Genomic DNA, 19,831 nt, shown 5'->3' on the forward strand with positions numbered 1-19,831 from the left:
CACTGAACAAATTTTAACTGGAAATATTTTGAGCAACGGGATACATTTCCGGATTGAGGTACTTAAAAGGATAATTAAATGAACAAAAACTTAATAACATCAATACTTTGTTGTTCACTATTCCTAGCAGGATGCGGCGGTTCAGGTGGTGACACTACACCAGTCAATCAGGATAGCGGCAAAAATGGAAATAATGGCAACACGGATTCAAATAACGATAATACAGATTCAGGAACGGATACAACGACTAAGCCAGTCGCTAAAATTCAGGCAAGTGCCTTTGGGGAGACAGGCAACGTCATTCAGCTTAGCACTGCAGGAAGTACGATCCCTGAAAATGCCGAAATAACATGGCAGTGGCAAGCCAAACCTCAAGGCAGTAACGCTCAGCTTTCTAACCCCAACGCTAAGCAAGCACACTTTACCGCTGATTTTTCAGGTAGTTATATTGTAGGGCTAACAATCAAGTCAGGTAGTAACGAATCGAAAACACAGTTTGAGATCCGTGTAAAAGAAAAAACTACACCAAGTGTGAACACGCCTCCTGTCGCCGATTTCACACTCACAAAACAGGAAATTGCCATCAACGAGCACCTACAGTTAGATGCAAGCAACAGCTCAGACTCAGACGGCGATAATCTTAGTTATAAATGGCAAGTCACTGCACCTGCTAATGTTGATGAATATACATTGGTAAGTCCTAACAATAACGTTGCCTCTTTTGCCTCTAAATTTGCGGGTGAATACACCATTACTTTAACCGTTTATGATGGTAAATCGTCACATAGCAAATCGGAAAAGGTCATCGTTGTAGATAATCAGCCAGCTCTAAAAGCAGCTATTGCAGCGCCTTCAGAGGTTACATTAAGCTCAATGACTTTTGTTGAGCTGAAAAGTGATGGTAGTCAGTATCAAGGCGCAGTAACACCGTTTTGGAGTTTTGACAGCAAACCGAGCGGCAGCCAAGCGGTAATGGCTACGCCAAACGGATTTAGCACCTCACTTAAAGTGGATAAGGCAGGACAATATAAAATCCGCTTTAGCCTTAAAGACAAACAGGGCCGTTTAAGTGAAGCAACCCATACCTTAACGGCAAAATTCGGCGAAGCAAACAAACCGCTTGTATTCGTCGACGCGCCAGAGTCAACCAAAATCAATGAAGCCATCGAGCTTAGTGCCAAGCGAAGTAGAGATACAAGCGGAAGAACACTCTCCTTTAGTTGGACGTTTGAGCCATTTGAAGCCGGTTTGACCTATTCCGTTACGAATGAAGATACCGACACGGTGACTTTTACGCCTCACGGAGAGGGGAGTTACCGTTATTTTGTGGAGGTAAGTAACGGTGAGCTAAGCCAAACCGCCAGTGGCGTGATAAAGAGTCACCCTGAAAATTATGGACCTACAGCGTCTATGAGCCCACAAATATCTACAGCTACGGAAGGGGAAACCAAAGTCTTTGTGGTATCAGCAGAAGATAAAGATGGCGATCCGCTCACTTATCGCTGGTCGCTTGAAACGAAGCCAGAGAATAGCACGGCAGTGGTCAATAATGCTGATAATCGCGCGTCAATTACCTTCGATGACGCTGGTAATTATGTGCTGAAATGCATCGTGTCTGATGGCAAGGTTGAACTAGTAGTCGCGGCATTCATCAAAGTAAGTGCTATTCAAAATAGCGCTCCAGTAATTACAGCGCTGGACTATCAAGGTGTACTGAAAACAGGTGCAGCACTGTGGATCACTTCAACGGTTATGGATAGCGACAGCAACGCAAGCAATTTGACCTACTTTTGGAAGGTGGTTGCTCCGTCAGGCGAAGTGATTGACAGTACCGAGGCACATGACTCGAACCTAGAATTCACTCCTGTTGCCTCAGGCGACTATCAGGTAAGTTTAAGTGTTGTTGATGAAAAGTCTGCTTCCGTCGCAACTAAAACGATAACACTCTCAGTAGAATAAGGTCTCTCTACTCGATAACTTTTAAGGCTTAAGCGCTCACTTGTGGGCGCTTAAGCCTTTTTGTTTAAACGGTTATGTCGGATGGAGTTAAGTGACGGATCTCCATATTACTGACATGCATTCCCGAAGAGTCCTCAGGACCAATTTCATCATAGGCAGACTCAACTCTGAGGTAGGCTTGAGTTGCGCCAAGCTCAGCGAGTTTTGTCTCTGCTTCTCGCAGCGAGTTAAACGGCGTTAGTTTGCCCTCGGCATGCATTAAGATGTGCAAGTTCCCGTCTCCGTCTTGACCACCCGCGAGATAGTGATTTGAATCCGCGTAGCTAAGTACGATGGCATGGAGTTCTTTATTAGCGATTTTTTCTTTGAGTGTGGCAGCAAGCATAATGCTCTCCTCGTTTAACCGATCAATAATTAAACGACACGATTGTATGTTTGGTTCACCTTGGTTGTCATGAATGTGTTGTCGCAAACCTGTCGTGATACATCACGACCTACCATCCAGACGTAGGTCGAGGTTTACCTCGACGCGATAATCGTTAATCCATTCGAAACCTAATGTCGTGATAAATCACGGCCTACCATTCAAACGTAGGTCGAGGTTTACCTCGACGCGATAATCGTTAACCCACCGCAAACCTGTTGTCGTGATAAATCACGACCTACCATCCAAACGTGGGTCGAGGTTTACCTCGACAGATTTAATCGAAGGGATTATCTTTAAAGCTCATCTCTCAATTGCAAGGAATGCACATGAGCTGGAATGACCTGAGAAAAGGCAGGAAATCAATCCCGTACGCGGAATACTTCGTTACGTTTAACTGCCATAAACGCACGCCCTATTTTACGGATTATCGGCTGGCACGATTGTTTTGCCAATCTATCTCACATAATGAACAAAAGTTTGAGTGCCGCTGGCAAACATGGGTGCTAATGCCAGATCACTTTCATGGCTTACTAACACTTGGCAATACACAACTTGGTAAGATTGTTGGAGAATTAAAAGGCAAAACAGCTTACCTGAAATAAACAATTGGATTTAAAGCACAGAATTTGGCAAAGCGCGTATTACGATCATCAGCTCAGAACCACAGAAGATAGGCATACCACTGCCCGGTATATTGCTGCAAACCCACTAAGAACCAAGCTAGTAAACCGCATTGGTGATTATCCTTATTGGAACTCACACTTTCTGTGATTGGCTGGTTAAAGGCGCTCTTCCCAACTCAGTTAACACGCTTCGATACACCGACAAGTTGCCTTCCGCCATCACCTCAATGGCAAATTCACTGCACATTTTAGCGCGACCTTCACGGCCCATTTGCTCTCGTAAAACCGAGTCCTGCAATAAGCGATTAAGATCTTGGGTAAACTGAACTTGATTACCAACCGGAGCGAGTAATCCGGTTTCATTGTGCGCAACCGCTTCGGGAATGCCGCCAGCAGCAAAGCCCACAACAGGCACGCCAGATGCGCTACTTTGTAATAACGCTACGCCTAGCCCTTCCATCGATGCTGGATGTGCAACAATATCAACCGCCGGTAAAATACGCGCTACGTCTTGTCGAAATCCCACCAGCTGGACAATTTTTTGCAACCCCAGCTCGTCTATACGTGCCTGATAATGCTGCTGCTTTGGCCCTCGGCCAAACAGTAATACGCGCAAATTAGGATGCTCAACAATGAGTTTTTTGGCTGCACGCATGATCACATCTTGCCCTTTGCGCTCTATCAGCTGCGCAAAATTAGCCACAACCAAGGCATTTTGTGGCAGCTCAAACTCATCAAGCAGCCATTGCCGCTCCGCACTATTTGGTGCAAAGCGCTGGGTATCGACTGCACTGTGGACTAACTTTACTTGCTCAGAGGCAACACCTTGCGAGAGTAATACTTGGCGGATCCCCTCTGAGATAGCGATAACTTTATCGTAGGCTGGGTATTTTAATTTTGACCACCAGCGTGGCTCGGTGTTGTCGACTCGTCTCGATAAAATAACAGGAACATTAAGCGACTTCGCGGCAAGTAATCCCCAAGTATCAACCCCTCGACGGCTGTGAATATGAACACAATCAGGCCGATGATGGGCAATAGCCCTTCGTAAACGCAAACATTGCATGACATCGAGATCGCCTGCCATTTTCACGGGCTCCACAACAACTTGCTTATCAACTGCTGCAATCATTTCACTATTAGGCGGGCAAACCAGCACGTTCTCAATGCCCTTTTGCTGTAACGCTTGAGTTAAATATACCACTTGTTGTGCGCCGCCATATAAGTGACGACCTGCTTCAATATGCAGAACTTTCATAGCACTTCTCCCAGTGCGCTCGACACTCTTTGTGGCGTAAGACCTACCATACAATCAAAACGAGCCTCACAGGTTGGCCGACGTTTGCATGGTGAGCAAGCAAGTTTATCGCTCAACACGCGACCATTTGGATTGAAGGTGTTTTCATACGGTAAGGTTGAACCAAACAATGCAATAACTGGGGTATGATGCGCCATCGCCATGTGAGTCAGTCCAGTATCAACGCCAATCACGCCTTTTGCCCCCCGAATGATCTCGCTGCACTCCAGCAATGTCGTTTTCCCGGTTAGATTAATGATCCCCGGCATCTGTTTTTCTAAACGTTCGCTATGAGCGATATCACTTGGTCCACCCAAAATAATAATATGCGCACAAATAGACTGATTTACTTGTTTATACAACTCATGCCAATGCCCATCTACCCAATGTTTCTGTGCTCTCGTTGTAAACGGGCAAAACACCACATAAGGTTGGCCTTGAGTATGCTCCAATAGCAGTGCTTCTGTATGTTGTTGTGTCTCGTTCGAGGCAATGAGCGAATATTGAAACGCCGCTTCTGGCGCACCAAAAAATTTCGCTGCAGCTCTGTATTCCGAGCTGATATCAGCAGACCAAGGCGAGGTCACTACCTTATTCATAAGCCACTGACTGCCTTCGCGACTATTGATCCCAACCTTATATTGAGCGCCGCTAAGCCAAGCTAGCAGGCCACTTTTAAGGAGTCCTTGAGCGTCGAGTACTAAGTCGAATTGTCGGCTAGCCAACTGCTGTTTAAAGCTATTAACTTGCTTCAGTAGCGCTATGATCCCTTGTGCTTTTCGCACTTTTTGCCATTCATTACGAGGCCACAGGATCACCTCATCTAGCAATGGATTTTGTTGTAGCAAGGTCGCGCCAGCAGGCTCTGCTAACCAGCTCAGTTTTGCTTCTGGGTAACGTGCCTTTAGTGCAGAAATAAGACCTGACGCCATCACGATGTCACCAATGGCACTGAGTCGGACAATAAGGATATTGTTGTATTGCATGGTTATCTGATCACCATTGGATGTAATCGGGTACTATGAACTGGCCGCTGCGCCTGCTTTAACTGATATAAAACTTGCAATGTGGTTTTGTGTAGTGCGCCATTATGCTTTGCGATAACAGCTTGCCCAGCCTGTATTTGTTGTGCTGTTGTCGCATTATTTTGCCAAAAGCCGATGACTTCTCTGGCTATTTGCTGTGGTTCGTTGCCCTCAACAAGTGCACCAACTTGACTCAGCGGCGCACATATATCTTCACAATTTCGTCGACTACTACCCATTACGACAGCAGCCCCTTGGACAATGGCTTCGGCAGGATTATGACCACCGAGCTTAACTAGCGAGCCACCAATAAAGGCAACGTGGGCATCACGATAAAACGCAAATAGTTTACCCATCGTATCGAGCAGATACACTTGAGTATTTGCCGTTAGTGTTGGCGCGTGCGAGTAACGCTGACAGCTCAGCCCGCTTGCTTGCAGCAGCCGCCATACGTCATCAAATCTTTCAGGATGACGCGGTGCGATAATTAGTTGAGCTGCTGGATTTTGCTGTAACAACTGTTTGTGCGCTGCGACCACCGCTATTTCTTCGGTGTCATGCGTGCTCCCCGCAATCCATGTCAGTTGAGAGGGCTTTTGCGTTGGGTCGGCGTGTTTAAGCTCTGGCCAATCGTACTTGATATTACCGCACAGCATCAGTTTTTCTGGTGGTACACCCAACTCGCGAAAAGCTTGATAGCTTAGCTCACTTTGCGGCAGGATTTTATGCACCTTGGACACCATAAAGGTAAAAAGACCTAACATGTTGGCATAACGATTTTTTGATCTGTCGGTCATGCGAGCATTTACCAGCATCACTCGACTGCCTTGGTTGCGCGACTGGCGAATAAGGTTCGGCCACCACTCCATCTCAACTGACATGGTCAATACCGGATTAAAATGCGCCAAGAACGCACCAACCATCAATTGAAAGTCCAGTGGCAAATAGGTGTGAATGACTTGCTCCCCCCAGTTGCGCTCAATATAGTTGGAACCCGCAACCGTGGTACAAGTAAAAACAATGGGTAAATGAGGATGCTGTTTACGCAGCTCAGGAATAAGTTTAGCAATGGCGGCGCATTCACCGACGGAGACACCATGTAAATGAATACAGGCGGGTAAACGCTTACAATCGTAGACACCTAAGCGCTGTAAAAAGTGCTTTTTATAACCCGGTTTACGTAGCCATTTTTTTAATAAGATCAGCGCAATCAAAGGTAAACACAACAACAGGATACTGTTATAAACACCAATCCAAAGTGAATTAGCTGATCTTCCACGAAGACGAGAGGTTGTCTTAACCTTAGCCATAGCCACACCTTGTTATTCAAGCATGAATTAACCCCAGTGTAACTATGGTTTTTGACACTAAATTGACAGCGAGCCATACCAATTTGCTTTACTAAGTGGCCTATTTTAAGTATTAAGTCAAATTGCTATCAACTACTCGTAGCGCAGCGCTGATGAGGGGCGCCGGCTTGCAACCTTGTAGGTAACGAGCACAACGGTAAGCCAAGTAAGCAAGATCACAAGTAGGCCTGCGACTCCATAAATCCATATAGATTGATTTATCCGCTCATTAAAGCGATTAAGCCACTCACCAACTAGCCAATACGTCAGCGGGACTGCAAGTACCATACTCAATGCAGATAACCACAAATACTCTTTAGCAACCAAGCTAATTAACCCAATACGTGTAGCGCCTAACACTTTGCGGATAGCTAATTCCTTTTCTTTACGCAAGGTAGTAAATGACGCTAACCCAAATGTTCCGAGTAAGGTAAGAAATATAGCTAAAGGACTAAAGATAGATAGCATGGTAAGTGTATAGAGCTCATTCTTGTGGGCCGCCAAGAACTCATCATTGAGAGATTGCACTTCTATATCACGACGATTGAGATGTGCTGCAAGGACTTGTTCAATTTCAGTGATCACGTTATCTGGATCAACGCCTTCATCGATCTTTAATACCACATTTGCAGTTTCACCATCAGCATGACCAAGCATCAATGAAGTAGGTTGTACTGCATTATTCACGGAACCAATTCTGATATCCTCAACTACGCCCACGACCTTTGCTGTCAACTTTCGCCTTGGTACGGTAACAGTAACGCCGATTACCTCATCAAGCTTCTCATATCCCGCTAAATGAGCCATTTTTTTGGTTATCAGGATAGCGACATGCGCTTCTCCATTTTGCTGTTCACGATACCAATCTCCAGTGTAATCGCGACTAAAGCCTCGTCCAGTAATCAACTTTAACCCGAGTACATCAATCACGTCATAACCCGTATTGATTACTGCTAACATGCCATCATAGGTTTCGCCATTTGGCCAAGTGTAATGCATCCCACCGTTAATGGCAGTTGCATAATTGGTATCGCTCAATGTCCAACCAGCCACACCTGAGATCTGGCCTAACTCATCAAGCAATGCGTTTCCTTGTTGCTGATAAATCAGCTCTGAGGGCAATTCTCGAATGATAATTCGCTGTGCTTTTTCGTAACCTACATCCAGCTGTTTTACCAGCATCATTTGTTGATAGAGCATGCCGATCGCTGCTATCAGCCCTACGCCAATCGCACCTTGTAAGCATAAGGTTATTTTGCGGATCCTTGCTGATGAACGCCCTCGACTAAAATCGCCACTTAACACTTTTTTCGCGCCAAATGACGAGATAAATAAAGCTGGATATAGCCCAGAAAATAAACCAACCACTGTCAATGTAATTACAAGACCGAGCATAAATAGAGAGTTGTATACCAATGTCAGGGGCTGCGCGATTAGCTGATTAAAGTGCGGCAATGCCAACTCAACGATTACAACCCCTAAAAACCCTGAAAACAGTACAATCAGTAAAGATTCTGACAGGAATTGTGTGACGAGTTGCGACTTACTAGCTCCTAGCGCTTTACGTATGCCGACTTCTTTAGCGCGCTTTGCAGCACTGGCAACATTGAAGTTAATAAAATTAGCGCTGGCTATGATCACAAGTAAAGTACTCAGCACAACGCTCACTTGCAGTGCCAAATAAGACCCGCCTTGCTTCATCTCTACGGTGCCATTGGTGTGAAAATGCAACTGGGTCAATGGAATAAACTGAAACTGGATGTCTTTGAAGTTCGGGTTTTTAGCTCTTTTTTGCATCTCGCGCGTCATCTCTTGCGCTAACGCGTCGGGATCAGATTCTGGCTGCAACTTCAAATACACATGACTACTAAAAGGACCGCGCTGCAATTTGGGTAAGTACATCAGCACATCAAAATCAAAGTGTGTATTTGCTTCCAAATCCGCAAAAACAGCAGCCACTTCATAGCTTCCCCCATCGTAAGCAAGTTGCCTGCCGATAACATCTGTGTCGCCAAACAAGCGCTTTGATTCTGTCTGGCTAAGGGCGATAAGATTGGGCTGAGAAAGAGCCTGAGTTAAGTCTCCATGTAATACTGAGATATTCACAAACTCAGCCAAATTTGGCGTCGCAACATATGCCTTTTTGAGCTTAAAGCGCTGTTCTTTAACCTTCACGATATCCGCCATTGGTTCGCCACTATATTGTAACGATTCAATCCGACTAATAATCAACAGTTCCTTTATTTGACTGTGCTTTTGCATCAGCAGCGGCATTCTAGGGTCAATCGCACCGCGCACGCCCACACCGACAGAACGCAAATCTAAATGTACTCGATAAACATGATTTGCATCAGGCTGATGTTTATCAACAATCAACTGACTTTGGGCAAATAAAGCCACGATAATTGCAGCAGCAATTCCAATGCTGAAACCGATGACATTGAGCAGTGTGTGTAGCTTTTGCTTTTTACTTACCCGAATTGCCGTACTCAAATATGAAGTGAGCATAGAAGATCCTTTTTAGTTATTTTTTTATAAAGATATCCAGTACAAAGTCACTTGATTTTCAACTCGCGATTGTGACTCACTTTTAAAAATGACTGCTTGTGGAGCATATTCACACCATTCAAAAGCAGAAATGGTCGTGCCGATATTAGCGATGAACACACCAAGAAATAAATGATAAAAGCGGCCTAAATTAGGCCGCAATTTCTTGAGTGATTACCAATTTAATTTACTCATATCGCAAGATCAGCGACGGACGTGTACTCGCGGCTTTAAAGGCGAGGGTAGCCACAGTCAACCAGGTGATACCAGCAACCACCAAGGCTGCTGCGCCATAAACCCACACTGCTTGCTCAATGCGGTCATTAAAGTTTGCAAGCCAATCACCAACGAGCCAATAAGTTACCGGATAAGCAATGGCGATACTGACTCCCACCAAAGTCAGGAACTCTTTTGCTAAGATATTCACAATGCTTAGCCGTGATGCCCCCAAGACTTTGCGCACAGCCACTTCTTTTTGGCGGCGAACCGTTGCAAAAGATGCCAGTCCAAAAGTGCCCAAACAGGTTAAGAATACAGCTAGCGCAGTGAAGATAAGGACCACCTTAGAGATACGCTCATCACTACTAAGTACCGCCTTATAACTGTCTGAAAGTAGGTGTATCTCTGGTTCATACACGTTTGCGGTTTTTGCCAACACACTAATCAAGTCTTGTCTAATCTGTGCTAAATACTGCGGGTTAATCGTTAAGATCACTTCAGATGTTGGATTAAAATAAGTAAACCCTAATAAAAACATAATATTAGAACTCGCTTCTTGTGCATTCCCCACTTTGACGTCTGCGACGACGCCAACTACTCGCATCTCTACGTTGCGGCCAGTATCTTTGATAGTTTTGCCAATAATGTCAGCCACATTGCTGTAGCCAGCTTGCTTAGCGACTGACTCGGTAATAATTGTGCCTATTGTGGTTACGCCGTTAACTCGATTTGACCAATCACCGGCAAACTCTCGGCTAAAGTCTCGACCTGCAAGTAGCGTTAACCCCAACCCTTTGACTACCTCGTAGCTTGTGCCAATAACTGGCGTTAAGGATTGTGACTGTTCACCATTGGGCCAAGTTGGTACTAGGGTGTTATTAATCGAGCGAGTCAGCTGCGTATCTATTACACTGATATGCTCAACGCCCTCAATCGCCGCAAACTGTTTAACTAATGATGTTGGCGCTTTTGTAAAAGCCGCTTTAACGGGCACTTCTGAGACCACCAAACGTTGTGCGGTTTCGTAACCAAGCGGTAAGTTTTGCAAATGTGCCAACTGGTACTGTAGCGTTACCGAAGCAATAATTAACCCAACCGCAAGTGCTGCTTGTACAGTTAAAAGACTTTTGCGCACCCAAATCGCGGTACTCCCACGCTGTAAATCTCCGCTTAATACGCGTTTAGCACTAAAAGATGAGATAAAAAATGCAGGATAGAGACCCGCCAACAAACCCACAGTGACGGCAACCGCGACCACTACGACACTAAACATAGATGCATAATCAATACTTAATTCACGGCCAACTAGATTGTTGAAACTTGGCAATAGTAGCTCGACCAAAACACAGGCTATTGTCATTGCAAGCAATGACACGAGTACAGACTCAGATAAAAACTGTGCAACTAATTGCGACTTGCTGGCACCAAGAGCCTTGCGTACACCCACTTCTTTTGCACGTTTGGTCGACTGTGCAACCGTCATATTAATAAAGTTAAAGCCAGCGATAAGGATCAGCAGCACGCTTAAACCAACACAGATCATCACCACTTGTTTCGCACCACCCACTTTCATTTCAAACGGCGACTTTGCAGTAAAGTGAAGGTCCGTTAAGGGGTGCAATTGCAGTGATAAACGACCCTTAAAGTCACCGAAATAATATTTCTCCGTCAGTGTTTTTTCCAAGGCAGTAACGTCTGTTTGCGGTGCCAATCGTAAATAAACATAGCTAGAAGTTATATCCGTATTGACAGGATCATGCTCTACCGACACTAGGTTTTTAAAGCCAAAATGCGTGTTTTCAGGTAAATCTGTAAATACTGCACCTACCGTATATTGGCCGTTTTTATGCTGCAGAGTCTCGCCAACCACGTTTGTGCGACCAAAAATACGCTGAGCTTCTGAACTGCTCAATGCAATGCTATTCGGTACACTCATGGCGCGACTTAGGCTACCTGCCACCGTTTCCATATCGATGAAGTTCTCGATATTTGCAGTTGCGCCATAAAGATCATTCAGTTTAAACCCTTGATTTTTTACTGTCACATCTACTTCAGCTTCGCGAGTGAACTCCACCATCGTCAGCGCAAAAGCCTCTTCAACCTGACTATATTCAAGTGCTCGTGTGCCATTGATGTAATTAAAAACAGGAACGACCCCAAGCCCTAATTGCGAATAGTCTTGTGCAATTCGATAAATACGCTCAGCATGAGGCTGTTGGTTATCGTAAGACAGTTCATTTTTTGCAAACAGTGCAACCAAAATTGCCGCGGCTAAGCCCACACTAAGCCCAAGTACATTTAAAATAAAATGCTGTTTTTGCTGCTTAAAAGCACGCAATGCCGTTATTAGATAATTCACTATCATCGTTATGCCACCTCTGATTTTTGTGGTTGCACCACCGTGTTGGCTTTATCTAACATCACTTGGCCATCGAGAAGGCGTACAAGTCTATCCGCGTATGACCCCTCTTTTTCTGAGTGCGTTACCATGATCACAGTTGTGCCTTCGCGATTTAGCTCGCGTAACATCGCCATGACTTCTGCGCCATTTTTTGAGTCTAAGTTACCCGTTGGCTCATCCGCCAAGATAAGTTTAGGGTTAATAACCAGCGCTCTTGCAACCGCCACACGCTGCTGCTGACCACCAGAAAGTTGCTGCGGTAGGTGATCGGCACGGTGGTCGATGGCAACGCGTTTTAAAATCTGCTCTACACGCTGCTTACGTTCACTTTTTGAGATATTTTGGTATTGCAGTGGTAGCTCGACATTTTCAAACACCGTCAGCTCATCAATCAGGTTAAAGCTTTGAAATACAAAACCAATAGACGCTTTACGTAGCTGTGAGAGCTGCTTTTCGCTATAGCCCGCAATGTCAGTGCCCGCAAACTCAAACTGCCCAGATGACGGTGAATCCAACATCCCAAGGATGGACAATAAAGTGGACTTACCACACCCGGACGGGCCCATGATGGCGACAAACTCACCTTCATTGACGGTGAGGTTAATATCGTTTAGCGCAGTCGTTTCAACGTCTTGAGTACAAAATACACGGTTTAGGTTAGTTAGTTTTATCATTGTTATATCCTTAGAAATTGAGTTGTTGCGCTTTGTCGAAGTTGCTATAGCTTGAGGTGATCACTTGCTCACCTTGTGATAAGCCATCTAACACTTCGTAATAATCTTGATTCTTTTTACCTAAGCGAATGTCACGACGCTCGGCGGTTTTGCCATCACTTGCCAACACGTATACCCAATTACCGCCAGAGCTTGTAAAAAAGGCACCGCGTTTTAGCAATAAGGCATTTTCTTTGTTACCGCCAAGCATCAGTTCTACATCTATGCTTTGGCCGCGTTTAATGTCGCTTTGGCCGCTTGGTAATGCCACTTCTACCTGAAATTGTGATTGCGTTACACGGCTATCAATTTTGCTCACCTTGGCACTGACTAAGCCACTGTCTAACATCACATTCACTGCCATATCCGGTTGTACTTGATTTAAATAAAACTCATCAAGGCGGACAACCAACTTGTATTCATTCGGAATGTCAATTTGGCCTAACCGTGCCTCTTTACTCTTTGACTCACCGATTTCAACATCCAGCTCACTCAAGTAACCCGATACCGGCGCTTTGATCAGTAGGTTTTCGAGATTTTTACGGGCAAATTGCAAGTTCTTCTGTAACATCTTAGCACTGTCTTCTAGCTGTTCGACTTGTACTTTACGAATTGAATTTTCCTGCGTTTGGCGCTCTAACGTCAGCTCCTTTCGGGCCTTGTAATATTGTAAATCGTCCTCAATTTCAGACAATCTGTCGGTTGCCAGCACGCCTTTTTCAACAAGTGGCTTGGATTGCTTATAACGACGTTCCAAATGGCTAATTTGTAAATCAATTTCCAGCAAGTCACGGCGTAAATTAAGGCGACTAGTTTCCATCGTCATTTGGGTGTTTCTCAGGAAATTAAGCTGCTCTGTTACTTGCGCTTCGCGACTCATCACGTCTAGCTGTAAACTGGTATTGCTCAATCTCACTAATGGCTGACCTGCCTCAACATACTCACCCTGCTCCACCAAGCGCTCTTCCACTTGACCACCCGCAATGGTATCTAAGTAAATCGTGGTTTTTGGTACGACTTGACCACGCAAGCTCAAGGCATCTACAAACGCCCCTTTGCTTACGGTGCTCACCGTGAGGCTACTCAGCGCGAGATTTTGACTCCGACCTGAAGAGGCAGTGTTATTGAATGCCAGTGCCGCTGCTGCAATGCTCAGAAGTACACCACCTGCCACCGCTTTTTTAAGATGTTTTTGCAATCCTGAACGCTCTATTTTCTTATCCATAATCACGCCTCTTGTTCTTAGTCGGTTAAATCGTTTTATCGAATATGTATGACTAATATCAAACACCATGCCAAGCTTGATTTTATTAACAAGTACAACAAGTTATATATTTATCCTTATATTCTAAAAATAATAAATGTCCGGAAATAGAACACATCAAAAATCACAAAGTGTCCATAAATGAACACTTTTCGTAGACGAGATCTAAACGATTGCGGTACGCTAAAAGAAAAATAAAGCGATCAGGATATGAAGCAGGAAGGCACCATATTAATTGTCGATGACAACACCGATATATTAATTGCAGCAAAGCTTTTGCTAAAAAAGCATTACCAAACCATCATCACCACAGATAACCCCTTTGATATAGAAGCGCAGATTGCATCACAGCAAATAGATGTGATCTTGCTTGATATGAACTTTAGTCAAGATGCCATTAGTGGCAAAGAAGGCTTTTATTGGTTAAAGAAAATTGTCGAACAAGACCCAAGCATCGTGGTGTTGTTAATGACTGCCTATGGTGACATTCAGCTTGCCGTTGACGCGATAAAAGCAGGAGCAGCCGACTTTATCGCTAAGCCTTGGCAAAATGACCAACTACTCGGTGCGGTTGCTGCCGCATTTGCTCATGCCAAAGACAAACAGCAGGTTGGTAAGCTCACTCGTCAGACGCAAGGGCTAAATCAGGCACTCAATCAATCTAGTAGTAGCCATCAATTTGCTTTTTTAGGTCAAAGCCCAGCCATGCAAAAGGTATTTAGTACCATAGAACGCGCAGCGCTCACCGATGCCAATATTTTGATCACCGGCGAAAGTGGCACGGGCAAAGAGCTCGCCGCCCACGCCATTCATCAGGCGAGTATGCGCCGCGACAATACCTTTATCAGCCTAGACATGGGCGCAATTTCCGAAAGTTTGTTTGAAAGCGAATTGTTTGGTCATAAAAAAGGGGCGTTTACCGATGCAAAAAGCGATAAGGTCGGTCGCTTTGAACTCGCACACGAGGGGAGCTTGTTTTTGGACGAATTGGGCAACCTGCCAATGAGTCAACAAACAACGCTACTTGCAGCGCTACAAAATCGACAAGTCACTCCAGTGGGCGGCAACAAGCCAATTTCAGTGGACATACGGCTTATCTGTGCCACCAACGACAATCTTCAACAAGCGGTTGATGAAGGCCGTTTTAGGCAAGATTTATTATATCGGATCAATACCATAGAGATCCGTCTGCCACCGCTTCGCGAGCGTGCCGATGATATTCCACTGCTCGTAAACTACTACCTAGAACACTTTTGCCACAAGTATAAAAGGCAGCTTGAGGTAAATAGCAGCGACATGCAATGTCTACAAACCTACCCGTGGCCGGGTAATGTCAGAGAGCTCGCACATGCTATCGAGCGCGCGGTGATCTTAAGTGAAACCGAGTTTTTGGATATCAGTACTGTGATTGGCACTAATCCCACGGCGGCGCAAGCCGGTAAGGAGGATACCTCGGACACCAATACACTCACTTTTGAAGGCACTTTCAACCTTGAAGAGATTGAACAACGTACGGTGCGTGCAGCGCTCAAGTATTATCAAGGCAATGTCTCAAACGCTGCCAAAGCGCTCGGATTAACCCGAGGGGCGATGTATCGTCGCTTAGAAAAGTACGATTTGTAGGAAGAAAAGAAATGACACGCGTTGCTCACCATCCCACCCTTGTTTTTTTCTTTACTATTATTGGCTTAGTAATTTCCAATGGGCTCTCGCTATATTTGTATATACAAGGTGGCTTTTCGGCAACTTGGCTGTTGATCACCCTTATTACCATCGCGTTTATTTCAACCTTATACTTTCAATTTAACAAGCAAAACAAGCACATGGGTTTTGTACTTAAATCTTTAGCCAATGGCGATAGCTCCTTGGGATTAAGCCAACATCATCCCATGCGGCAGCACTTAGAAGAGATCAAAACGCGGATCCAAAGCGCGCGATTGAGCGCAGAGCAGCAGGCTCACTTTTTACAAACCTTGTTAGTGCATATCGACTTGGCTGTTTTGGTGTTCGACAGCGAAGGGAAGGTTATTGAATCAAACCCAGCGGTAACCCGTCTACTCGGTAAACCCATTAATCACAGCGAAGATTTAGAAGATATCGCACCACTGGTTAATGAATGCGATAACAGCTTGAAAACGATAGCAAATTGGCAATATGGTGAGCAACAAGATAACTTGTCTATACAAATAACGTCAGCGCAGATCCAAGGGCAAATTCGTAAAATTGTCACCTTACAATCCATTCGTGATGCATTACAAAACAAAGAGCAGCAAGCCTATAAACGCCTCACCAAAGTGCTTACGCACGAGGTGGCTAACTCTATCACCCCTCTGTCATCCATTGCACAAACCTGTGAGGGACTCTTGCCCGACACATTGAGTTTTGACGATGAAGAAGATAAACAAGACCTCGCCTTAGCACTGCAAACACTGGCAAAACGCACTGAGTATCTGGGCGCTTTTATCGCCCGTTTTAGAACGGTGAGTAATTTACCAAGTCCAGCGCTGCAACCTGCTCAGCTTGCGCCGCTGGTAGAGGGCATCTATCAGTTACATCAACAAAGCTGTCATCAAGCGAACATAGACTTACAGCTTGATATTAGCCACTCCCAACTGGTGATGTTAGACACGGCTCAGATTGAGCAAGTGCTTATTAACTTAACCAAGAATGCCATTGAAGCGGTGCAGCAGCGCAATGCCGAAGACCTGCGAAACGCGCGCCAAGTGGTGTTGAAAACAGGAGCCAATAATGCAGGCCAGCACTATATAGAAATAAGCGACAATGGCCCTGGCATTGCCGAACATGTAGTCGACATGATTTTCGTGCCGTTTTTTACCACTAAACAACAAGGCTCGGGGATCGGCTTAAGCCTCTCAAGACAAATTATGATTAATCATGGTGGCGACTTAATTTATCTTAGGCGCGAGCAAGGCGCCTGCTTTAGATGCGTGTTTGGTTAACTAACTTGAGCTTTGCTTAAGGGCTTATCTTTAGTTCAGAGCAAATAAGACTAAAGGCCGGGTCTAGCCTTGAGGATTTGTGAACTTATAAAAAGTAGGTAAACTAGAAGTATCTAATTTAGGGAAAAGTTCGTGCACACCGTATACAAACCTATTCTTACTATTACTGGAGTTGGCTGGACTGCCGTCATCATATTTTTAACCGCAATCGACTTGCTGCACGATTGGGTTGAGGTAGAAAGTGAGCGGCTGAATAATCCTACCTGGTGGGCTTTGCAGGAGTGGGGACTCTGGTATATTTACACACCAATACTCTTCTTGTGGCTAAATAATCTCAGCCAACAGAATAAGGTGTGCTGGCGCAATTACTTCGTTTGCTGCTCAGCTTTATTCGTGGTGAGCATGTCTATACAAGCCGGATTCGACTACCTCGTTTATCGCGATGATATTCCCTATACCTTGTATTATTTTGCGCCATTACATCCGCTGGTGATCTACGTATGTTTTATGATTTGGCACAAGTTTATCCGTATTAAAAACAATGAAGAAGACAATAGCACCGCGATAAATCAACGTTTGCTTGTGGATTTAGGCGGCGATAAATCATTTTTACAGATCAAAGACATCGTGCACATAGTGGCTGCTAAAAACTATGTTGAAATTCACACCGAGTCACATCAATATCTCAAACGAGCGACCCTATCTCAGTTTGAAGCAATGCTGCCAACCGATATGTTTGTGCGCACCCACCGCTCTTATTTGGTTAACCTGGCCTATGTTGAACGTATCATCACCAAAGCTTCAGGCAATGCCATCATCAAGTTATCAACGGGCGCGCAAATTAGCTTGAGTAAAGGTTACAAGAAAGCACTAAAGTCACGCTTCGATACACTTTCTCAGGCTGCATAACATCAGCGGACGACGTGAACCCGCTCTCGGTTTCCCGTCGATCCGTCCCATAGAACCACCTTATGTACCTAATAATTTGTTTTATCTGATTTTTTATTTTTAATAGCGCAATCGAGAGCTTTTTATTCAAAGAGGAACAATGACACGATTTCATCCCTCCAAGACGGCCTATTACGCTTTAATGAGCGTCATAAGTAGCAGCGTTTACGCCAATATGGATAACGCTAAACCGAGTGTTTATGCTGGAAGTTCACTGCAACAGTTTGCAGCACAAGATGCACTTGCTACCATCGAGCGCTTACCGTCATTCACACTCATTGAACAAATTGGTGAACGCGGCCTCGGAGGCAGTTCTGCCAATATTTTATTAAATGGCATGGAGATCCGCGTAAAGTCTGGATCGGTCTCGGAGTATTTAAAACAACTTCCCGTTGACCAAATCGTTGCGCTAGAAGTGTACCTCAGTCACCACCCATTCCCTTCACTTAAGCAATATAATCAAGTTGTTAACATCATTCGTAATGAAAAAAACAATGCCTATAATTGGCAACTAGGTCGTGCAATAAATGCCAGTACCTCCACTGGCATAACAGCATTGGCGGGATTTGTATTACCTAAAGGGCAATGGACACACAGCGGTCATCTTCAAGTTCAGAATCAGCCGTTTAAAAGCACCAGCCAAGGTCAGCTGTTCGCGTCTGATAACACACCCGAGGAAAAGAGCGAAGAAACATTTAAAGAGCAAAGTGAGCGAATAACGCTCTCACTTACCAGCCATAAAACCTTTCAGGATGGTGCCCTAACGCTCAATGTTCAGGCTGTAAAAGACAACTTGCAATCGCAATACGAATGGCTGTACCGCACGCCAACTTCACCCAGCGATGTTGAATCTGCGTTTTCGCAAGAGCGCGATAAAACAAACACTAGCGAAATGTCTATCGATAGGCAGTGGCAAGGTCAGCGCTGGAGCACACAGCTTACAGGCTACTACTCAAAACAAAAGAATGAGTTGCACATGCTTGATGGTCTCTCTGCGCAACTTTCAACACCGAGCTTTACACAGTATAAGCGTACTGACGAGCGAGTAATTCGCCTGATGGTAAACGACGCGGTCTCGGAGTACGGTCTTGAGGCCAGTATCAATCGCGTAAATGCCAACACACTATTGCCCGAGGAGCAGTTACACAGCACGATAAAAGAGCTAAGTTTTGAGCCCTTTGCTGCTTTTACTTGGTCGCTTTCACCCAAATGGCGGTTACACAGCAAACTGGCAGCCGAGCAGGCAACACTTTCGACCAATAGTAATAAGAGTGAAGATATTCAGCATCTCATCGCCAAGCCGTTGGTGCGATTAAATTATGACGCGACAAAAAGCACTCAGTTTACAACCACCTTAAAGCATGAAGTGGAACAGCTCGATTTTTCACTTTTTTTACCAGAGCTCAACGCAGGATTTGACCGCTTACAGTTTGGCAACCTTGAAATAAAGCCAATGCAGTACACTGAACTTGCGCTGCAAATTGATATTGAAGAAGGTGAAAGATGGCGTTTTAACGTTAAACCTTTTTATCAGTGGCAAAAAGATGTGCATGAATATCAGCAAGATAATCGAGGTGAAAGCATAGTTGAAAATGCCGGGGATGCCGCGCTTTGGGGGCTAGATGGTGCGGTTAATCTCGACTTATCAAGCTGGATCAACAACAGTCAGCTCAATCTTGATTATAGTTATCGAGACGCATCATACCGTGACGCGCTCACAGGAAAACGTGCGATTAACGGGACTGTTCCACATAGGGCTAGCGTGCAGTTTCGACAAAGCTTTAATCGCTTTTCTTGGAGCGCAGAGATTTCCAGTGGGGATAGTTATCGCGAATATTACCCAGATGAGCAATTTATTGAATCAGGTTCTTTGCAATTGACTTTGCAAGCGCAGCTTCAAGTGAGCCAACGCGTTAAGCTCAATCTAAAGGCTTCGCCACTCACGTCTAGATACGAATATCGACGCTTGTATTACAACGCCTCACGGGCGAACGCCATAAGCGCAGTAGAAACTATTTACGAGCGTGTACCACCTGAGTTTGCGTTCACGCTCAGTGGTAGTTGGTAGGCCGGCACTAATCGCGCCTACCGACCTTAGT

General features: G+C 44.9%; 14 protein-coding genes. 6 read left to right on the forward strand and 8 right to left on the reverse strand.

The features are described 5' to 3' along the window. The first annotated feature begins 78 nt into the window (after positions 1-78). Positions 79-1,959 (forward strand): PKD domain-containing protein, encoded by a 1,881-nt coding sequence (locus JJQ94_RS23650; RefSeq protein WP_099029985.1) that lies wholly within the window; start codon positions 79-81, stop codon positions 1,957-1,959. Between the two features lie 64 nt (positions 1,960-2,023). Here JJQ94_RS23650 and JJQ94_RS23655 read toward each other — a convergent pair whose 3' ends face one another. Further along, positions 2,024-2,344 carry a DUF6482 family protein gene (locus JJQ94_RS23655; RefSeq protein ID WP_099029986.1) on the reverse strand — a complete coding sequence of 107 codons (321 nt, stop codon included), beginning with the start codon at positions 2,342-2,344 and terminating at the stop codon, positions 2,024-2,026. A 368-nt stretch (positions 2,345-2,712) separates the two neighbouring features. On the opposite strand from JJQ94_RS23655, the gene JJQ94_RS24280 reads away from it, so the two are divergent. Then, on the forward strand, positions 2,713-2,988 hold the full coding sequence (locus JJQ94_RS24280; protein WP_236596544.1) for a transposase: 276 nt from the start codon (positions 2,713-2,715) through the stop codon (positions 2,986-2,988). Positions 2,989-3,142: 154 nt separating this feature from the next. On the opposite strand, the gene JJQ94_RS23665 is transcribed toward JJQ94_RS24280, so the two are convergent. From JJQ94_RS23665 to JJQ94_RS23695, 7 genes are all read right to left on the reverse strand, one after another. Further along, a complete protein-coding gene (locus tag JJQ94_RS23665) occupies positions 3,143-4,267 on the reverse strand; it encodes a glycosyltransferase (protein ID WP_099029987.1) in 1,125 nt (374 codons plus the stop codon). After that, a complete protein-coding gene (locus JJQ94_RS23670; RefSeq protein WP_099029988.1) occupies positions 4,264-5,292 on the reverse strand; it encodes a glycosyltransferase family 9 protein in 1,029 nt (342 codons plus the stop codon). The genes JJQ94_RS23665 and JJQ94_RS23670 overlap by 4 nt, the downstream gene beginning before the upstream one ends. Positions 5,293-5,294: 2 nt before the next feature. After that, complete coding sequence (locus JJQ94_RS23675; protein WP_099029989.1) at positions 5,295-6,641, reverse strand: 3-deoxy-D-manno-octulosonic acid transferase; 1,347 nt, start codon at positions 6,639-6,641, stop codon at positions 5,295-5,297. A gap of 132 nt (positions 6,642-6,773) precedes the next feature. Continuing rightward, the gene (locus tag JJQ94_RS23680; RefSeq protein ID WP_099029990.1) at positions 6,774-9,188 is read right to left on the reverse strand and encodes an FtsX-like permease family protein; all 2,415 of its coding nucleotides are present in this window, start codon (positions 9,186-9,188) and stop codon (positions 6,774-6,776) included. 226 nt (positions 9,189-9,414) lie between these two features. Further along, positions 9,415-11,811 carry an ABC transporter permease gene (locus JJQ94_RS23685; protein ID WP_099029991.1) on the reverse strand — a complete coding sequence of 799 codons (2,397 nt, stop codon included), beginning with the start codon at positions 11,809-11,811 and terminating at the stop codon, positions 9,415-9,417. 2 nt (positions 11,812-11,813) lie between these two features. Further along, the gene (locus tag JJQ94_RS23690) at positions 11,814-12,521 is read right to left on the reverse strand and encodes an ABC transporter ATP-binding protein (protein WP_099029992.1); all 708 of its coding nucleotides are present in this window, start codon (positions 12,519-12,521) and stop codon (positions 11,814-11,816) included. A 10-nt stretch (positions 12,522-12,531) separates the two neighbouring features. Next, positions 12,532-13,785, reverse strand: coding sequence for an efflux RND transporter periplasmic adaptor subunit (locus JJQ94_RS23695; RefSeq protein ID WP_099029993.1), 1,254 nt, complete (start codon positions 13,783-13,785; stop codon positions 12,532-12,534). Between the two features lie 249 nt (positions 13,786-14,034). Between JJQ94_RS23695 and JJQ94_RS23700 the strand changes: the two genes are divergently transcribed. The 4 genes from JJQ94_RS23700 (at position 14,035) to JJQ94_RS23715 (ending at position 19,800) form a co-directional block, all read left to right on the forward strand. Beyond that, a complete protein-coding gene (locus JJQ94_RS23700) occupies positions 14,035-15,447 on the forward strand; it encodes a sigma-54-dependent transcriptional regulator (protein WP_099029994.1) in 1,413 nt (470 codons plus the stop codon). Between the two features lie 11 nt (positions 15,448-15,458). Continuing rightward, entirely contained in the window at positions 15,459-16,784 is a 1,326-nt protein-coding gene (locus JJQ94_RS23705) for a sensor histidine kinase (protein WP_099029995.1), read from the forward strand. 132 nt (positions 16,785-16,916) lie between these two features. Further along, the gene (locus JJQ94_RS23710) at positions 16,917-17,693 is read left to right on the forward strand and encodes a LytR/AlgR family response regulator transcription factor (RefSeq protein ID WP_099029996.1); all 777 of its coding nucleotides are present in this window, start codon (positions 16,917-16,919) and stop codon (positions 17,691-17,693) included. Between the two features lie 139 nt (positions 17,694-17,832). Then, positions 17,833-19,800, forward strand: a complete 1,968-nt coding sequence (locus tag JJQ94_RS23715; RefSeq protein WP_099029997.1) for a TonB-dependent receptor — start codon at positions 17,833-17,835, stop codon at positions 19,798-19,800. The last annotated feature ends 31 nt before the right edge of the window (positions 19,801-19,831 follow it).

It is taken from the genome of Pseudoalteromonas sp. GCY, from assembly GCF_016695175.1.
In the GTDB taxonomy this organism is placed as follows: domain Bacteria; phylum Pseudomonadota; class Gammaproteobacteria; order Enterobacterales; family Alteromonadaceae; genus Pseudoalteromonas.